14 protein-coding genes and 2 rRNA genes are annotated in these 15,668 nt (G+C 53.7%); 13 read left to right on the top strand and 3 right to left on the bottom strand.

Annotated elements, in window-relative coordinates; all coding sequences use genetic code 11:
- Window positions 1–231: 231 nt before the first annotated feature.
- Complete coding sequence (locus QTO31_RS18995) at window positions 232–741, bottom strand: glutathione peroxidase (protein WP_031459968.1); 510 nt, start codon at window positions 739–741, stop codon at window positions 232–234.
- A gap of 471 nt (window positions 742–1,212) precedes the next feature.
- On the opposite strand from QTO31_RS18995, the gene QTO31_RS18990 reads away from it, so the two are divergent.
- The 7 genes from QTO31_RS18990 (at window position 1,213) to bchE (ending at window position 7,278) form a co-directional block, all read left to right on the top strand.
- Window positions 1,213–1,449, top strand: a complete 237-nt coding sequence (locus QTO31_RS18990; RefSeq protein ID WP_301430714.1) for an FmdB family zinc ribbon protein — start codon at window positions 1,213–1,215, stop codon at window positions 1,447–1,449.
- 8 nt (window positions 1,450–1,457) lie between these two features.
- Window positions 1,458–2,528, top strand: coding sequence for a CobW family GTP-binding protein (locus QTO31_RS18985; RefSeq protein WP_301430713.1), 1,071 nt, complete (start codon window positions 1,458–1,460; stop codon window positions 2,526–2,528).
- Window positions 2,529–2,738: 210 nt separating this feature from the next.
- A complete protein-coding gene (locus QTO31_RS18980; protein ID WP_301430712.1) occupies window positions 2,739–3,248 on the top strand; it encodes an NUDIX domain-containing protein in 510 nt (169 codons plus the stop codon).
- A gap of 243 nt (window positions 3,249–3,491) precedes the next feature.
- The gene (locus QTO31_RS18975) at window positions 3,492–3,833 is read left to right on the top strand and encodes a hypothetical protein (RefSeq protein WP_301430711.1); all 342 of its coding nucleotides are present in this window, start codon (window positions 3,492–3,494) and stop codon (window positions 3,831–3,833) included.
- A gap of 1 nt (window position 3,834) precedes the next feature.
- Window positions 3,835–4,647 (top strand): TlyA family RNA methyltransferase, encoded by an 813-nt coding sequence (locus QTO31_RS18970; protein WP_301430710.1) that lies wholly within the window; start codon window positions 3,835–3,837, stop codon window positions 4,645–4,647.
- A gap of 308 nt (window positions 4,648–4,955) precedes the next feature.
- The gene (gene bchJ / locus QTO31_RS18965) at window positions 4,956–5,567 is read left to right on the top strand and encodes a bacteriochlorophyll 4-vinyl reductase (protein WP_031459962.1); all 612 of its coding nucleotides are present in this window, start codon (window positions 4,956–4,958) and stop codon (window positions 5,565–5,567) included.
- A gap of 64 nt (window positions 5,568–5,631) precedes the next feature.
- Window positions 5,632–7,278 carry a magnesium-protoporphyrin IX monomethyl ester anaerobic oxidative cyclase gene (gene bchE / locus QTO31_RS18960; protein WP_028459226.1) on the top strand — a complete coding sequence of 549 codons (1,647 nt, stop codon included), beginning with the start codon at window positions 5,632–5,634 and terminating at the stop codon, window positions 7,276–7,278.
- Window positions 7,279–7,414: 136 nt separating this feature from the next.
- Here bchE and QTO31_RS18955 read toward each other — a convergent pair whose 3' ends face one another.
- Both QTO31_RS18955 and QTO31_RS18950 read right to left on the bottom strand, forming a co-directional pair.
- Window positions 7,415–7,975, bottom strand: a complete 561-nt coding sequence (locus QTO31_RS18955) for a VTT domain-containing protein (RefSeq protein ID WP_301430706.1) — start codon at window positions 7,973–7,975, stop codon at window positions 7,415–7,417.
- 48 nt (window positions 7,976–8,023) lie between these two features.
- Window positions 8,024–8,740, bottom strand: coding sequence for a DUF5995 family protein (locus tag QTO31_RS18950; RefSeq protein WP_301430704.1), 717 nt, complete (start codon window positions 8,738–8,740; stop codon window positions 8,024–8,026).
- A gap of 257 nt (window positions 8,741–8,997) precedes the next feature.
- Between QTO31_RS18950 and QTO31_RS18945 the strand changes: the two genes are divergently transcribed.
- The 6 genes from QTO31_RS18945 (at window position 8,998) to rrf (ending at window position 15,651) form a co-directional block, all read left to right on the top strand.
- Window positions 8,998–9,468, top strand: coding sequence for a hypothetical protein (locus tag QTO31_RS18945; protein ID WP_301430703.1), 471 nt, complete (start codon window positions 8,998–9,000; stop codon window positions 9,466–9,468).
- A 167-nt stretch (window positions 9,469–9,635) separates the two neighbouring features.
- Window positions 9,636–10,763 carry a hypothetical protein gene (locus QTO31_RS18940; RefSeq protein WP_301430702.1) on the top strand — a complete coding sequence of 376 codons (1,128 nt, stop codon included), beginning with the start codon at window positions 9,636–9,638 and terminating at the stop codon, window positions 10,761–10,763.
- Window positions 10,760–11,185, top strand: a complete 426-nt coding sequence (locus QTO31_RS18935; protein ID WP_301430701.1) for a hypothetical protein — start codon at window positions 10,760–10,762, stop codon at window positions 11,183–11,185. The genes QTO31_RS18940 and QTO31_RS18935 overlap by 4 nt, the downstream gene beginning before the upstream one ends.
- Complete coding sequence (locus tag QTO31_RS18930; protein WP_031461430.1) at window positions 11,172–11,798, top strand: ATP-binding cassette domain-containing protein; 627 nt, start codon at window positions 11,172–11,174, stop codon at window positions 11,796–11,798. The genes QTO31_RS18935 and QTO31_RS18930 overlap by 14 nt, the downstream gene beginning before the upstream one ends.
- Before the next feature lie 706 nt (window positions 11,799–12,504).
- A 23S ribosomal RNA gene (locus tag QTO31_RS18925) occupies window positions 12,505–15,446 on the top strand.
- A 90-nt stretch (window positions 15,447–15,536) separates the two neighbouring features.
- Window positions 15,537–15,651 (top strand): 5S ribosomal RNA (rrf, locus tag QTO31_RS18920).
- Window positions 15,652–15,668: the final 17 nt, after the last annotated feature.

The raw sequence follows: 15,668 nt of genomic DNA, 5'->3' as shown, positions 1-15,668 counted from the left end.
TTCCCCTTTCCTACACGGCGCAAAAGTATGTTGGACCCCCTCACGCAATGATTGCACGGGTACGGGACACGCCCAATGAGAGATCTGCGTTTTCGATCAGGCGCTAAGATGTTTCGGGTAAATCCCAAGCCGAGAACGTCAAAAACCTCTGGCAGGGAGGCCAGGGCACTGCCCCTTCACTGATACGATCTACCCCCAACTTGGTGGGAACGAAGGCGAAAGTCTCCTCAGCTACTGTGCAGCCATACTCTGCGGTACCGGTTGCTGGCGTAGTAATGCAACAATGTCCTCTTCGATCTGCGAAGGAAGCTCGGTCGGTGCATACCGGCGGTACGGTTTTCCATTGCGATCAACCAAAAACTTCGTGAAATTCCACTTAATTGCAGTACTACCAAAGAGGCCGGGGAGCTGGGCCTTAAGGTACGTGAATAGAGGATGCTCGTTTGGTCCATTTACATCAACCTTAGCGAACAGCGGAAATGTCACGTTGTATGTTCGTTCGCAGAACTGAGCAATCGCTTCATTGCTGCGTGGCTCCTGCATAAATTGGTTGCTCGGAAAACCCAATACGGAAAACCCTTGATCTCGGTAACGACGGTAGAGTTGTTCGAGGCCGGCGTATTGCGGTGCCAGCCCACACATACTGGCAACGTTCACGATAAGTAAGACCTGGCCGCGAAAATCGGCCAGCGATTGGGTCGATCCGTCAATACGTTGTGCTGAGAACTGATAGATAGTCATACGATTGTTCCTCTGATACTGTGAAAATCCTGTGTATTTACTGTGCAGTAATATTATACTACCAAAATGATTTTGCCACGAAAAAAAGTGAGCGATTCCGTAGCGGTGTGCAGAGGATCAGGGCCACTGCTCAGCTCGTAACTGCAACATGCTGCTATTCCCTAACATGCACGGTTGATCCTCTGGTCCGGTTCTCTTCCGCTCCCGTGAGCGGTGAGGAAGAGGAACAACGAAAGATACGCGATGGTCGTTCTCTCGCACAATGCCGCACTCGCCTCGCCTTCCTTATCTCTCCTCAACAACGCCTGCCGCATTGACGTGGGTGATCATTAGTGATATATTGTATCAAAAGCTAGTCGCTGCGCGGTTTGTCCTTCGTGGTGGAAAGCTACATTCCCGAAATTGATCGGCGCAAACGACAGTACACTACATCCTGTCCGGGCGTGTGGTCAGGAAGAGAGGGTAGTACGTATGCCACTTTACGTTTACGAATGTCCAGAATGCGAGATTGAGCTTGAAGAGCGACGACCTGCCTGGCAAGCCGATGATCCGGTGGAATGTCCGATCTGCCACGGTTTATGTGTGCGTACTGTCAGTACGGTTCATATTCATCGTTCGTCATCGCCGGTGTATGCCACGCCTGAACAGGTCGCACGAATTGTGCATGGGGTTGACTGTGTCTGCTGCCGACCGCGTCGGCGTTCTTGAGGAGGGAAATGAGTATGAATGCTCAGGCTATCCCGATCACTATTATCACCGGGTTTCTCGGTTCCGGTAAGACAACGCTCTTAAATCGGATTCTGCGTGCCGATCTCGGTCGGCGCACGGCGGTGTTGGTCAATGATTTCGGCACGATCAATATCGATGCGCAGCTTGTCGTTGATGTGGATAGTGATACCATTGCGCTGGCAAATGGTTGTATATGCTGTACGATTCGCGATGATCTGCTGCGGGCGGCCCTCCAACTCCTCGAACGTCCCCAGCCGCCCGAATATGTGGTGATCGAAACCAGCGGCGTGAGCGATCCGTGGGCAGTTGCCGATACTTTTCTGCTCCCTGAATTGCGTGCGCTGTTCCGCCTCGACGGCATTATTACTGTCGTCGACGCTGAGTACGTCGATCAGCAGCCATCTTACGAATCGCTGATCGTCGATCAGATCAGTGCGGCAGACATTGTTGTGCTCAATAAAATTGATCTGGTTCCCGCAGAGCGCCATCGTGTGGTAGAGGAATGGATTCGGCGGATTGTTCCCCAGGCCCGAATCCTATCGGCGGCGTATGGTGATGTTCCGCTTGGGCTGCTGCTTGGGATCGAACGTCCTGCCGGTCTTGTACCGTTGCACCTTGCTGATCATCATACGCAACCTGATCATATCCGTGAACACCACCACGATCACGCAGAGGATGATGGTGAGCATCACCACGATCACGGGGCCGAGTTTGCCACCTGGAGTTACGTTAGTGATCGGCCATTCACGTTGGGTGCGTTCCGCCAGGTTATTCTCAACCTTCCACCGACCATTTTTCGTGGTAAGGGGTTTGTGTATCTGGCCGAAGTGCCACAGCGCAAAGCGATGCTTCAGCTTGTCGGAGTACGTGTACACGTGACGGTTGGCGAACCATGGGGCGATGAGATGCCGCAAACACGGATGGTTTTCATCGGTTTACCCGATGGTATTGATGAGGCTACGTTGCAGGCTAAGTTTGACCGCTGTCTCGCTGTAGATACTGCTGGCAGCGAGGCTGTGGCGGCACAACAAACCTGGGTACGTTCGTCGGTGGCGTAGGATAGTGTGGGCAGCGGTTGTGGTTTTGGTCGCTCTTCGTAACTCTTCCTGACACATTGACCAGATGATACACGGTGTGATGGGGCGGGTTCTTGACCCGCCTCTCTGTCTATCATCAGCGTAACGTGATGTATCGATTCCCATTTACCATCGTTTTTATGTTATACTAAAACCCTCATTTAGAATCGTCAGTTGTTACTCTAAAGTGACATGTATCGCCAACATTCGTTCTGTTCATTCTGCGGGCATCCTTTTGCCGAACATCAATCCTGGCCGCGTATATGTACCAACTGTGGTAGTACGACCTATCGCAACCCTTTACCGGTGGTTTTGTTGTTGCAGCCGGTTGATGATGGGCTGCTTTTGATACGGCGCTCCGCTTACCCCCGACGTGGCCAGCTAGCGCTGCCCGGTGGTTTTATCGAGATGGGAGAGCGCTGGCAAGACGCGGCGGCGCGTGAGTTGTACGAAGAGGCTTGTGTCGAGGTTGATCCGGCCTTGATTAGCGATTTTGCAGTCCGTAGTACCTCTGATGGCTACCTGCTTGTGTTCGGGATTGGTCCTCAGTTGCGGAGTCAAGACCTGCCACCTTTTCTGCCGAATAGCGAAGCTGCTGAGCGCGTGATGGTGACCGAGCCGGTTGAATTAGCGTTTCCGTTGCACACCGAGATGGTCATGCGCTTCTTTACTCAGCTTCGTCAATGGCGGCCACTTACCTGAGCAGAGTCTGAATGTGGGCCGGGTTTGGCATTATCCGGCAGGCGAGAGGGAGTATCTGTGACGGGCGATCAGTCTCGTTGCTGCTTCTTCGGGATTCGGCGTTCTTTTTTGGCATAGCAGAGCAGCAATGATGGCAGAGGTAGGAAAGAAGCGGGAACGGTAACTTTTGCTTCCCCTTCCTTATTCCCTCCGCGAACATCTCGCTTCTTCCACCGGTAACAACTTGCGCTATAATAGCGAATCATGAGCGGATACTTTACTATTCCAACCCGTTTTCGCGTAACTGCTGCTCAGCGTGAGCAGCTTAACTGGTTGCTTCGCGAGCGCGGCATTGAGCTTGATGAATTGATTACCGATCTGGTCACCGAGTATCTGGCCGGTCAGCCGCTTCCCCCTTCGCCAGCGCCGATTGATCGACAGTCAACAATTCGTGAGCAGTTGCGGTTACGACGGAATCAATTGCGAATGCTGCGTCCTCAACTCCACGATCCGCATAACCCACCTCCTGAATGGCTGCGGGTGATGATTGCCGAGCTAGAAGAGGAAATTGCTCGTCTCGAGCTTGAATTGCAACGGGACGACTAATATGCCACGTCAGCGTCTGGATCAGTTGCTTGTTGCCCGTGGATTGGCTGAAACACGCGCCCGCGCGCAAGCCTTGATTATGGCAGGGCACGTGCTGGTCAATGGTCAAGTACAGACCAAGGCCGGTACGTTGGTAGACGGGGATGTGCATATTGAACTGCGTGCGGGATTGCCCTACGTCAGTCGTGGTGGCTTCAAACTGGCCCACGCACTCGATCAGTTTGCCCTCGATCCCAGTGGTCTGACGGCGATAGATGTCGGCGCCTCGACCGGTGGCTTTACGGATGTGTTACTCCAACGCGGCGCCAGCCGGGTCTTTGCCGTTGATGTTGGATACGGCATCCTTGATCACCGTTTACGTAACGATCAACGGGTGGTTGTGCTTGAACGTACCAATATTCGCTATCTTTCGGCGCTGCCGGGCGACGTGTTGGCCGATTGTGCGGTGATCGATGTCAGTTTTATCTCGCTGCGGTTAGTATTGCCTGCGGTACAGCGACTGATAACGTCGCAGGCCTGGATTGTGGCTCTGATCAAACCACAATTTGAAGCCGGTCCTAAGCAGGTCGGGAAGGGCGGCGTGGTTCGCGATCCGGCTGTTCATGCGCAAGTGCTACAGGATATTCTGACCTTCGGAGCAGCCAACGGTCTTAATCCGGCCGGACTCACCCGCTCGCCGATTACCGGTCCAGCCGGTAATGTCGAGTTTCTCGTACTCTTTCACCCAAGCCGTCCGATCATTGTATTCGAACGTGCTATCGATGCGTTGCTGTCCGGTCGAAGCGATAGTGTCCCTTCTGTAGGTGATCGTTGAGGGCAATGTCGGTAGCGGATCGGTTACATCATTATCCTCATCGAGTCGTCTGCGGGTGACCGGCGTTTCACCCTCGCATGACGATGGGTTTTTGCTCACACTCCTGGCATACCTTGCCGGACGATCCCGCGTTGTACCAATGATTGTGACGCAAGATTTCCGACCTCATTCCAGCGTTTGCCCGACCTTTGCACAGCTTCGTTCACCCATATTTTACACCCGGTAAACGAATCACAACTGGCAACTCAAGATAAAAATGTTACATTTAAGGCATACGTTGACATCTCAAGCAATGGCGTGGGCTGACTATGCAAGAGGTCGCGCAGATTTCCGCAGGACCCCAGATTGGTCCGAATTCAATCATCCAGACGGTCGCCGCTGCGCGTGAACAGTACGGTGATGAGGCAGTTACTGCGTGGTTGCGTCGTACCGGACGTGCCCATCTGCTTGAGGCCATGCCCGATCACATGCTGCCCGAAAGCGAATTTGGTGCGCTGATCGACGATCTGCGTCGGTGGTTGGGGATTTCGGCGGCGATGCAGATCCTCGCACGTTCTGGTGATCTAACGGCGAACTACGTGGCAACCAATCGCGTACCGGGCTTCATTCGACTGCTGTTACCTCGCTTACCGGTTGGGTTTGCCTTGCGCATGTTTTTGCCCGCCATTGCCCGTCATGCCTGGACGTTTGCCGGTAGTGGTCGCTTTGGCTATACGTTGCAACCGGTCTGGCGTCTAACACTGGCCGATAGCGTAGAAGCACGGGGTGTACAGGCTCATGAGCCTGTCTGTGCCTATTATCGGGCAGCGTTTGAAGGTTTGCTGCGGCGCGTCGTTTGTGATCGACTACGGGTAGAAGAGGTCGCGTGTCGGGCAATGGGTGCTGTGCAGTGCGAATTTCACGTCTCTTTGAGCAAATAAGGTTCTCTTTTTTGCTTGCAAGTGTAGTTCAGAGTTGGTCGTCAAAAAGGAAGAGAGGTCACGCATGCGGATCATGATGATCCAGCCCAACTATCATGCCGGTGGCGCTGAAATTGCCGGGAATTGGCCGCCAAGCTGGGTGGCATACATCGGGGGCGCATTGCGTACAGCAGGTTTTGATAATCTGCGCTTTGTCGATGCAATGACCGAGGATTTATCCAACGATCAGATTCGTCAAATTTTTCGGCACAATCGGCCAGATGTGGTGATGGCGACTGCCATTACGCCGATGATTTACAAAGCGCAGGAGACACTCCAAATTGCCCGCGAAGAGCTGCCGAATGCGCGTCTGATCCTCGGCGGCATTCACCCTACCTTTATGTATGGTCAGGTCTTAACCGAGGCGCCCTGGATTGACTACATCGTGCGGGGAGAAGGGGAAGAGATTATCGTTGAACTGATGCAGGCAATTGCTTATGGGAGTGATCGCCGTGATCGCATGAATATCAGGGGTATTGCCTATCTTGAAGATGGCAAGGTTGTCGCGACTCCGGCACGCGATCCGATTGCCGATCTCGATAAACTCACACCGGATTGGAGTCTCTACGACTGGAAACGGTATATCTACGTTCCGTTAAATGTTCGGGTTGCGGTGCCCAATTTTGCCCGTGGATGCCCCTTCACCTGTCGTTTCTGCTCGCAGTGGAAGTTCTGGCGTCGCTATCGTGCGCGCAGCCCACAGAAGTTTGTTGATGAGATTGAGACTCTGGTGCGTGAATACAAGGTTGGCTTCTTCATTCTGGCCGACGAAGAACCAACGATTAACCGGAAGAAATTCACTGCTCTCTGCGAGGAACTGGTTCGGCGTAAGCTTCCAGTTTACTGGGGGATCAATACCCGTGTGACCGATATTCTGCGCGATGAGGCCCTGTTACCGCTCTGGCGTGCAGCAGGATTGGTGCACATCTCGCTTGGTACGGAAGCTGCGGCCCAGATGAATCTTGACCGGTTCCGCAAGCAGACGACGATTGAACAAAACAAGCGGGCAATTGAGTTGATCAAGAAGCACGGGATGGTCGCCGAGGCGCAGTTCATTATGGGGATGGAAAACGAAACGCCCGAGACCATCGAAGAGACGTATCGTTATGTGCTCGATTGGAAGCCGGATATGGCCAACTGGAATATGTATACGCCGTGGCCGTTTGCCGAGCTGTTTGAAGAGTTAGGCGATCGGGTAGAGGTGCGTGACTACTCGAAGTATAATTTCGTGACCCCTATTATGAAGCCCGATCTGATGGATCGCGAAGATGTTTTGAAAGGGGTATTGCGTAACTATGCCCGCTTCTACATGCGCAAAGCCTTTCTGGAGTACCCCTTCATTAAAGACCCCTTCAAGCGGCGGTATATGCTCGGCTGCTTACGCGCCTTTATGAAGACAACCGTCACGCGCCGCTTCTACGATCTCGGCCGTGTCCATGTGCGTGGGACGCAGCTTGAGATCGATCTCGGCTTCGACGAGTCACGGGTTTTGACTCCAGAGCAGATTGCTGCACTGAAGCAGCAGAAGGTTTTGAATGCCGACACGACGTTTGGTGGTGCGGCGCCTGGCATTGATCCAGAAGAGATCAAAATTCAAGCTGAAAATCCATTGAATTTACCGCTTGAAGTAGCAACGACGGAGGCCCAAAAATCTTCACAGCCGACTCCATGAGCATAGCCTGATGACGTCGTTAGGTGGCGAGGGTATGAACCTCTCGTGCTGTTAGCCAGGTTTGTGGGGTGGGTTTGCAGCCCGCCCCTTCTGGTGTACTCTTAGGCTACTGAAAACATTCCCCGTTTCCAACTGCTCACCATCCACCAAACAGGGTATATCCCAACACGACGACCAGACCCATACGCACAATGCGAGCCAGAAAGACACTGATGACAAAGACCCAGACCGGTATGCCAACGGCGCCGGCAATGATACCGGCAACGTCGAAAAAGGGGTTAGGTGGTGCGGAAAGGATGAAAAGCACTAGCGGTGCTCGCCAGGGGTGTTGCATCTGGCGATGTACCCATTCGTAGAACGATGTGCGTTCCATCGCTTTCCGACCGCTGCGTCCGGCGTAGAATGCGACCAGTTCACCCAAAACCGATCCAGCAGCCGCTGCCAGGGCAACACCGTATGGGTTAAAGGCCTGACCTAGTCGGATCAGTAACGGATAGTACGGTACCGGTACCACAATCGAGGCATTGGCGATACCGGCAGAAAGAAAGGCGCCCACGTAACCGAGGGCGCCTAGACGTTCAACCAGATCGGGGGGCAGAAGGATGAAGACGAGAATATTGGCGACTGCAATGGCGATACCGACAACTGCGGGCCAAAGCCATACCCGCCAGAGTGGAAGTGGTGTTTCGACAGACATAGTTCCTCGCGATATATTCGTTACCATTTGACGTGGAACACGATTTCGTTAAAGCAAACGCAGGCGTTTCAACCAGCGTAAAGGATACCCAAAGCTCCTCATTGCTCGTACATTACCACTCAGTAAGTGCGCACGATCCAATGCTCGCTGATCGACACGCTGGCGCATGATCTTGCGTTCTTCATTGTCGGACAATCTTATAAGCGTCATAGCTTGTTGCCAAACGTCATCACGCCAGTTTCGGATCAAACGTGCAGTACACCACTCGTCGAGCGGGCCACAGGCAACATCGACGAGCTGTAGCATTTTAGAGTAGGGGCCGATCACTTCATCTTGCACCCGGTCAATAGTTCGCTGGATAACCCGATTGACGGTTAGGTAATCATGATGACGCCGATCCCGTTGCGTTGGCGAAAGTTCGGGCCACTCTGGTCGCAATAAGTCGTCTAATACCAATACCAGGTGACAATTAATATGAGCGTTCACTCCTAGCAGCAGATGTTGTACCACCGACATATTCTGATTTGCAGCACAGGCAAATGTGTACTGCCAGACTAGAGGTGCACTTGCGCCTTGATCCCAGGATTGAAGAGCTGCAAAGTAGTAGTCGGCAAAATCATTGATCAACTGCGCGACCCAATCGGGGTCGTGAAACTCACCACCTGCGACGCCAGCGAGCATATGATCGGTCATACGTTGGTAACAGGCAAGAAAGATGACCCGCCGGTCGTTGAGTGCCGTCCATTGTTCGACCTGTGTTGTCATTCGTTCAGTCAGCAAGAGATCATTGCCCTTTCTGCTTATGATTGATAGGGAGTTGATATTTTCATAAACAGTGTACCATGCAGAGCAAATATCCTCACTAACATCTGATAACCTACCCATGCCGTGGTCGAAAATCCACCTCGTGAATAATTTTGTCAGCCCGTCTAATGAAATCTGCCGGGCTTGCTACACTCACTTTCGCCAATCGCTCTGGCGATGACACAGGGGATAGCATAGCAGCATTCGGAGGAAAGGTTATGATTCACAGCTTTTTTACCAAGAGCAATGTTCACGATCTACCATTGCGATCTTTCCAAAAGATATTCTTTGTGCTGTATGTACTTATCGTTGTTGTGCTAAGTTCCATAATGGTTCTCTTTTTAAGCGTCTTTGCAGCAATGCAAGGTGTTGATGTCCCCTGGATTCAGGAAGAGGCGGGCAAGTATACTGTTAAGAATGCTTTGGTCTTGATACCGGGAACGATTGTTGGTCTTCTGTTTGTATTGTTATCGCATCGTTTGGCAGTCACAACAGGTCGACGTGGTTATTATTTTCTTGCGATCTGGCCAATAATTGTTGTTATCCCTCTCGCTATTCTCAAGCTCTATGGAGGGGCCTGTGGTTATTGTCGTGCGGTCGTATGTACTCCGAATCCTGTGCAAAGTTGCGGCATCACTGCTAGATTTTCGCTTACGCTTTTCGAGGTGATGTGCAATTGCTACAGATAGACCGGAATTGCATGGTGCGTGTATAGGAATGTCTCTTCAACGGGTTAGGTGATGTCAAGGCGATAACGCACAAGGTCTACTATCATCTCTAGCTGAGCCTGGTCAAAGGAGTTATTCTGTGCTCATGAGTAATCGATAAAGTATTGCGTTGGATGCTAGTTATAGCTATGTCATGGAAAATCCTTCATTTATACGTAAAAGGGCTGTTGTACAAAAAAGATTATCTCCTGGTATGGCTGTTTGCAATCGCACTCTTTTTTCTGTTACCTCATCGATCACCCGTTTCAAATAGTGAATTGAATGTAACGATAACTTTTTATTTTTGGATCTTTGCTTATGTGCTATATAAAATGATTGAACCAAGACAACTTCTTGCTTTGAATGATTTTCATGTAACCTTGCCTGGCGAAAAGGAACGACTCGCTCTCGTTGGTTGGATGGTCATAACGCCGCCTTTTCTGGTAAGTCTCTGGCCGTTTTATCCGTTCTCGCCCATACTAATGTTATATGGGAACGCGCTGCTTGTATTTACTCTCCTGGTTAGCCGCTCTATTTGGGCTATTCCATCGATTATCATCCTCTTTTTGCTCTCTTTGGCAGTGTTTCATGCTGTTGATGTCGTAGCACTCGTGTTGCTATGTATTCCTTGCTTGATAGAAGCGATCCTTCTTGTTGGAAATCGCATCACAAATTATCACTGGTATGCACTCTACTATTCGCCGAGAAGAGTTCTTCTTATCGCAGCGATCCTGTTAATGTTTGATCTATACCTATCAGGGATTGGATCTTCTATGAGATTAACCATAGAAGAAGGGGCGATTAATTTCCGCAATCCAGATTTTTCACAACCCCTGCTCTTGACCGCCTTTTTTGGTGTGTCAACGTTAGTGATTTTGTTGCCGTTTGTGAATTTGATCGGGGTCAGATGGGCAGATATGTTTCTGTTTGATCTTCGCGCAATTCAGAAGACACCTTTTTCTCGCCGTATAATGGTGTTCATTTTAGGGTGTATTCTCAATTTACCCTGTGGTGTCATTTTGTATCTTTTGCAATTTACTGAGATTGAGGCATGGATCTTAGTTAATATTTTATTAATAGGAGTCTTTGTTAATACTGTTTTCCGAACTGATGAACGTTCAAGATGGCTTGGTTACGCAGCGGGGTTGTATTTAGTACTTACTCACAGTATAGCTCTTTGGTCTTCTCCATGGTTTCTTTTTATTTGCTTTATTACTTTAGTGCTTATCTTCTACGACATTGATATGCTTTTTGATGCGCGCCAGGGGAGCGTATGAGAGAGCGGATCGCTTATACCTTTTGGACGGTTCTCACGATCAAAGCTCTATGGCTGCCATTTATTTTTCTGCTGCCCCTATCTTTTATATGGTTTGAGCTATTTTGCAGATTGGGAGTGGCGGCTTTGCTTGTACCGGCCGGTGTCGTTTTGCATGAAATTCTCCACATCCTTTTTTTACCAGATGGTGTTCCGATTGAAGTGGAGCGACATACGCTTTTTGTGCGAGTGCATATTGATGGTTATCTATCGCCGATCCGTTCTCTTTTCGCAGCTCTGCTACCTGGGATGCTCTTGCCCCTATTTGGAATGCTGGTGTACGTTGTCGATCCAATTCTGGCACTTCCGTTACTCGTTCACATGCTAAGTTTACCTGTCGATCTTCATCATTGGTACGTGGGAGTTCGCGATGGAGATGCTTGATGTCCAGGATCTTGAATGCGGTTATACATCGCCACTGCTGAACGTGTCACTGACCCTGAGAAGAGGGGAAAGTCTCCTATTATATGGCCCAAATGGGGTAGGCAAATCTACTCTTATGAAAACAGTCGCCGGGATTTGCCGACCATTACGGGGTGATGTGTTGCTATGTGGGAAGAGTATCTACAAGGATGTTCGTGTTAAACGTTCTATATTTTATGTTCCAGAAATTATTGACTTGCCGCCATTCTTAAACCCTATCGAGTATGTGAATCTCGTTGCTGAGTTTTATCGTACCCGCCCGAGCGCTGATTACGTAGCAGCAGGTTTGGAACTGTTTGAGCTAGCGCCGTTTGTTCGCACACCGATTGAGAAGATGTCACAGGGCCAAAAACGGCGCGTGCAATTGCTTGCTGCGTATGTGTTGCGCAGAGCATTAACGTTGCTTGATGATCCATTGATTGGCATAGATGGATCTGGGGAACAGTATATGCGTTGTCTTGTGGAGGCTTTAACAACAGATGGGGTCGTGTTGATGACGGCCCGAAGAACCATTGACTCATTTATCAGCCTGAACGTAGGAGAAGATAAGCACGTCATTTTCAAGCACGTTTAACTTTGCGGCTCGCTCGTTGGCTATTGTATGGAGAAACACCGAGGAACGTTGGGCACTCGCTGACGGCGATGATGATTGTCCCTGGGTACGCGGTCGGCTAGTCCGTGTCGGGCAGAAATGCTAATGCTGGAGACAGCGGGCAGGCTTTGAGCCTGGTCAAAAACTTTTCATTGGGCACGTACCGTGCCGCCAGTAGGTGCCCAGCCAGTCATCGTTATGGGCAGGTTGCGAACCCACCCCTACCGGCAGGGACGGGCGTTATCGGCGTGACAAACGGGGGCGGGCAGCGCACGTCGGAACGGGAAGCAATATGTCTCCTCATGCGCTGTAGACGAAGTGGGAATCGCTCTATCGCTCGCAATCTTCATTCTGCTATGCACTGCCTTTTCCTGCACACGGTACGAACGTTGCCAAGCTCGTGATATTGTCTTCTCGCCCCCGCTTGACAAAATCCGCCAGGCTTGCTATACTCTTCCTCGTCAATCGCTCCGGCGATGACACGGAGGACGACCCACTGGGTACGCTCCGCAACCAACTGGCCCGTTGCTTCCGGCGCAGCGCACTTTGCCTGCACCGCTTTTTTTCGCCAACGGGCGTGTCGTACCTTAACAACTCACGTGATTGCAAAGAGTTATTTGCTGCCGGTCAGCGGTGTGTGCGTCCACCCGCACCGTGTGACCGGGTCACGGTCGGTTGGCCGTGACGGAAGGAAGACATGATGAGCACACGATGGATGCCATGGCGCTGCGTGCCGATGAAGGACGGGGCACGGCACCGATATGCTCCGGGGAGCCGCGTGCAGGCTGTGATCCGGAGGTCTCCGAATGGGGCAACCCGCTGCCAGCTGGCAGCGCTCCGCTGATGCGGAGCGGGAACCCGGCCAACTGAAACATCTCAGTAGCCGGAGGAAGAGTAAACCACACCCGTAGTAGCGGCGAGCGAACCGGGTGCAGCCTAAACCGCGTGCGTGTCCAAGGGAGCAGCCGTTGCGCACGCGGGGTTGGAGGACGACCCCTGACCGACCTGCTCGTCGGTCACCCAGGCGACCGCGCTGCGCCGAAGCAGTGTGGAACCCTGCACCGCAGAGCGTGAGAGTCGCGTAGGCAAGCGCCTTAGCCGGGTGGGTCGCTCCTGAGTAGGTCCGGGCACGAAGAACCCGGGCTGAAGCCGGGCAGACCACTGTCCAAGGCAACCTACACGCAGTGACCGATAGCGCACAGTACCGTGAGGGAACGGTGAAAAGTACCCCGGTGAGGGGAGTGAAAGAGACCCTGAAATCGTGTGCTTCCACGCCGTGGGAGCCGGAAACACCGGTGACCGCGTGCCTTTTGGAGTATGATCCGGCGAGTTATCCTCGGTGGCGTGGTTAAGGCAGTGCCAGCCGGAGCCGGAGTGAACGCGAGCCTGAAACGGGCGACCGTCGCCGGGGATAGACCCGAAACCGTGTGAGCTACCCATGGCCAGGCTGAAGCGTCCCTAACAGGACGTGGAGGGCCGCACCGGTGTCTGTTGCAAAAGGCTCGGATGAGCTGTGGGTAGGGGTGAAATGCCAATCGAACACGGAGATAGCTGGTTCTCCCCGAAATGTATTGAGGTACAGCCGCGGCTCTGGTTCCCCTGGAGGTAGAGCCCTGTTGTTGTGCGGGGGCTTCACCGCTTACCAAGCGACGGCAAACTGCAAATGCCAGGGGTGGGCACCGCGCGTGAGACGGCGGGTGCGAACATCCGTCGTCGAGAGGGAAACAACCCAGACCGCCAGCTAAGGTCCCCAAGTCATCGCTGAGTGGGAAAGGTTGTGGCGCCGCTCAGACAACCAGGAGGTTGGCTTAGAAGCAGCCATCCTTGAAAGAGTGCGTAACAGCTCACTGGTCAAGCAGCGCTGCGCCGACGCTGTAACGGGGCAAAGCGATGCACCGAAGCTGCGGGTTTGCCATCGGCAAACGGTAGGGGAGCGTCGTCGTCGCAGCGAAGGCGGCGCGGAAGCGTCGCTGGAGTGACGACGAGTGCGAATGCCGGAATGAGTAACGGAGAAGCGATGTCGCAATCATCGCCACCGAACGTCTAAGGGTTCTGCCGCACGGGTGCACCGCGGCAGGGTAGTCGGGCCTAAGGGGACGGCACACGCCTGACCTGATGGACAACAGGTTGATAGTCCTGTACCGTGGAGCGGTCGCTTGACCAATGCCGGACGCTGAGGGGTAGTCGCCGCGGCGAGACGAGCGCCGTCCAAGCCGGTAGGGAGCCGCACGACGCAAATCCGTGCGGCGGTGACCGAGAGGCGAGTGAAAGGGGGGCGGACCTCCGCCTCCCAATGGCGAGGCGCCTGTGCAGCCAAGAAAGGCCGGCTCGGGAGACCCTCCACGCCCGTACCGCAAACCGACACCGGTAGACAGGTCGAGGAGACCAAGGTGGACGAGTGACCCCCGGTTAAGGAACTCGGCAAATTGACCCCGTACCTTCGGAAGAAGGGGTGCTGCGCGTAGCGTGAAACCCCTGGCGGGTGGAGCGCGAGGCAGCCGCAGGGTCCAGGCCCGGGCGACTGGTTACCAGAACCACAGCTCCCTGCTCAAGCCGAAAGGCGACGTATAGGGGGTGATGCCTGCCCAGTGCCGGAAGGTTAAGGGGCGGGGTGCAAGCTCCAAACCGAAGCCCCGGTAAACGGCGGCTGTAACTATAACAGTCCTAAGGTAGCGAAATTCCTTGTCGGGTAAGTTCCGACCCGCACGAAAGGCATAACGACCTGGGCACTGTCTCGACCGGGGGCTCGGTGAAATTGCAGTGGCCGTGAAGATGCGGCCAACTCAGAGCGGGACAAAAAGACCCCGTGGAGCTTTACTACAGCTTGCCATCGGGTAGCGGAGGCCGATGCGGAGGATAGGTGGGAGGCGGAGAAGGCTGGCTTGCGGGCTGGCTGGAGCCGACGGTGAAATACCACTCTTCGGTCTGCGCTGCCCTCACCCGCTGCAGGCGGGGACGGTGGCTGGTGGGTAGTTTGACTGGGGCGGTCGCCTCCTAAAGGGTAACGGAGGCGCGCAACGGCGCCCTCAGGCGGGATGGTCATCCGCCGTGGAGTGCAACGGCAGAAGGGCGCTTGACTGCGAGGCAGACCGGCCGAGCAGGGATGAAAGTCGGCCGTAGTGATCCCACAGGACCGGGTGGAAGGCCTGTGGCTTAACGGATAAAAGCTACCCCGGGGATAACAGGCTCAGACCGCCCAAGAGTTCATATCGACGGCGGAGCGTGGCACCTCGATGTCGGCTCGTCGCATCCTGGGGCTGGAGTAGGTCCCAAGGGTTGGGCTGTTCGCCCATGAAAGCGGCACGCGAGCTGGGTTCAGAACGTCGTGAGACAGTTCGGTCTCTATCCGCTCTGAGCGCCTAGAGCAGTGCGCGGGGCTGGCCCTAGTACGAGAGGACCGGGCTGGACGGACCGCTGGTGGAGGAGTTGTAGGGCGTCCTGCAGGCTCCGTAGCTATGTCCGGGAGTGAGAACCGCTGAAAGCATCTAAGTGGGAAACACGCCGCAAGACGACTGCTCTCACAGCGCAAGGCTGGTAAGCCCCCCGCGAGATGAGCGGGCCAAGCGGCCGGAGCTGGAGGCGGGGTGACCCGTAGAGGCGACCGGTGCGCAGGGGCGAGGGCTTCCTTCCGTCACGGCGAACCGACCGGCAGCAGGAAAACAGGGTGCACGAGCAAGCAATCGCGTGAGGGGTGAAGGGACGACGGTCTCTTCTCCCAATGGGTGTGTGTGGAGCGCGGTGGACCCACCCCGTCCCATCCCGAACCGGGTCGTGAAACACCGCAGCGCCGATCCTACTGGCGGCTCACCGCTGGGAACCTAGGTCCATGCACCCGTTCATTCCCCCCCGCTC

It is taken from the genome of Chloroflexus sp. MS-CIW-1 (genome assembly GCF_030444705.1).
GTDB lineage: Bacteria > Chloroflexota > Chloroflexia > Chloroflexales > Chloroflexaceae > Chloroflexus.
This window is presented reverse-complemented; position numbering and strand designations above follow the sequence as displayed.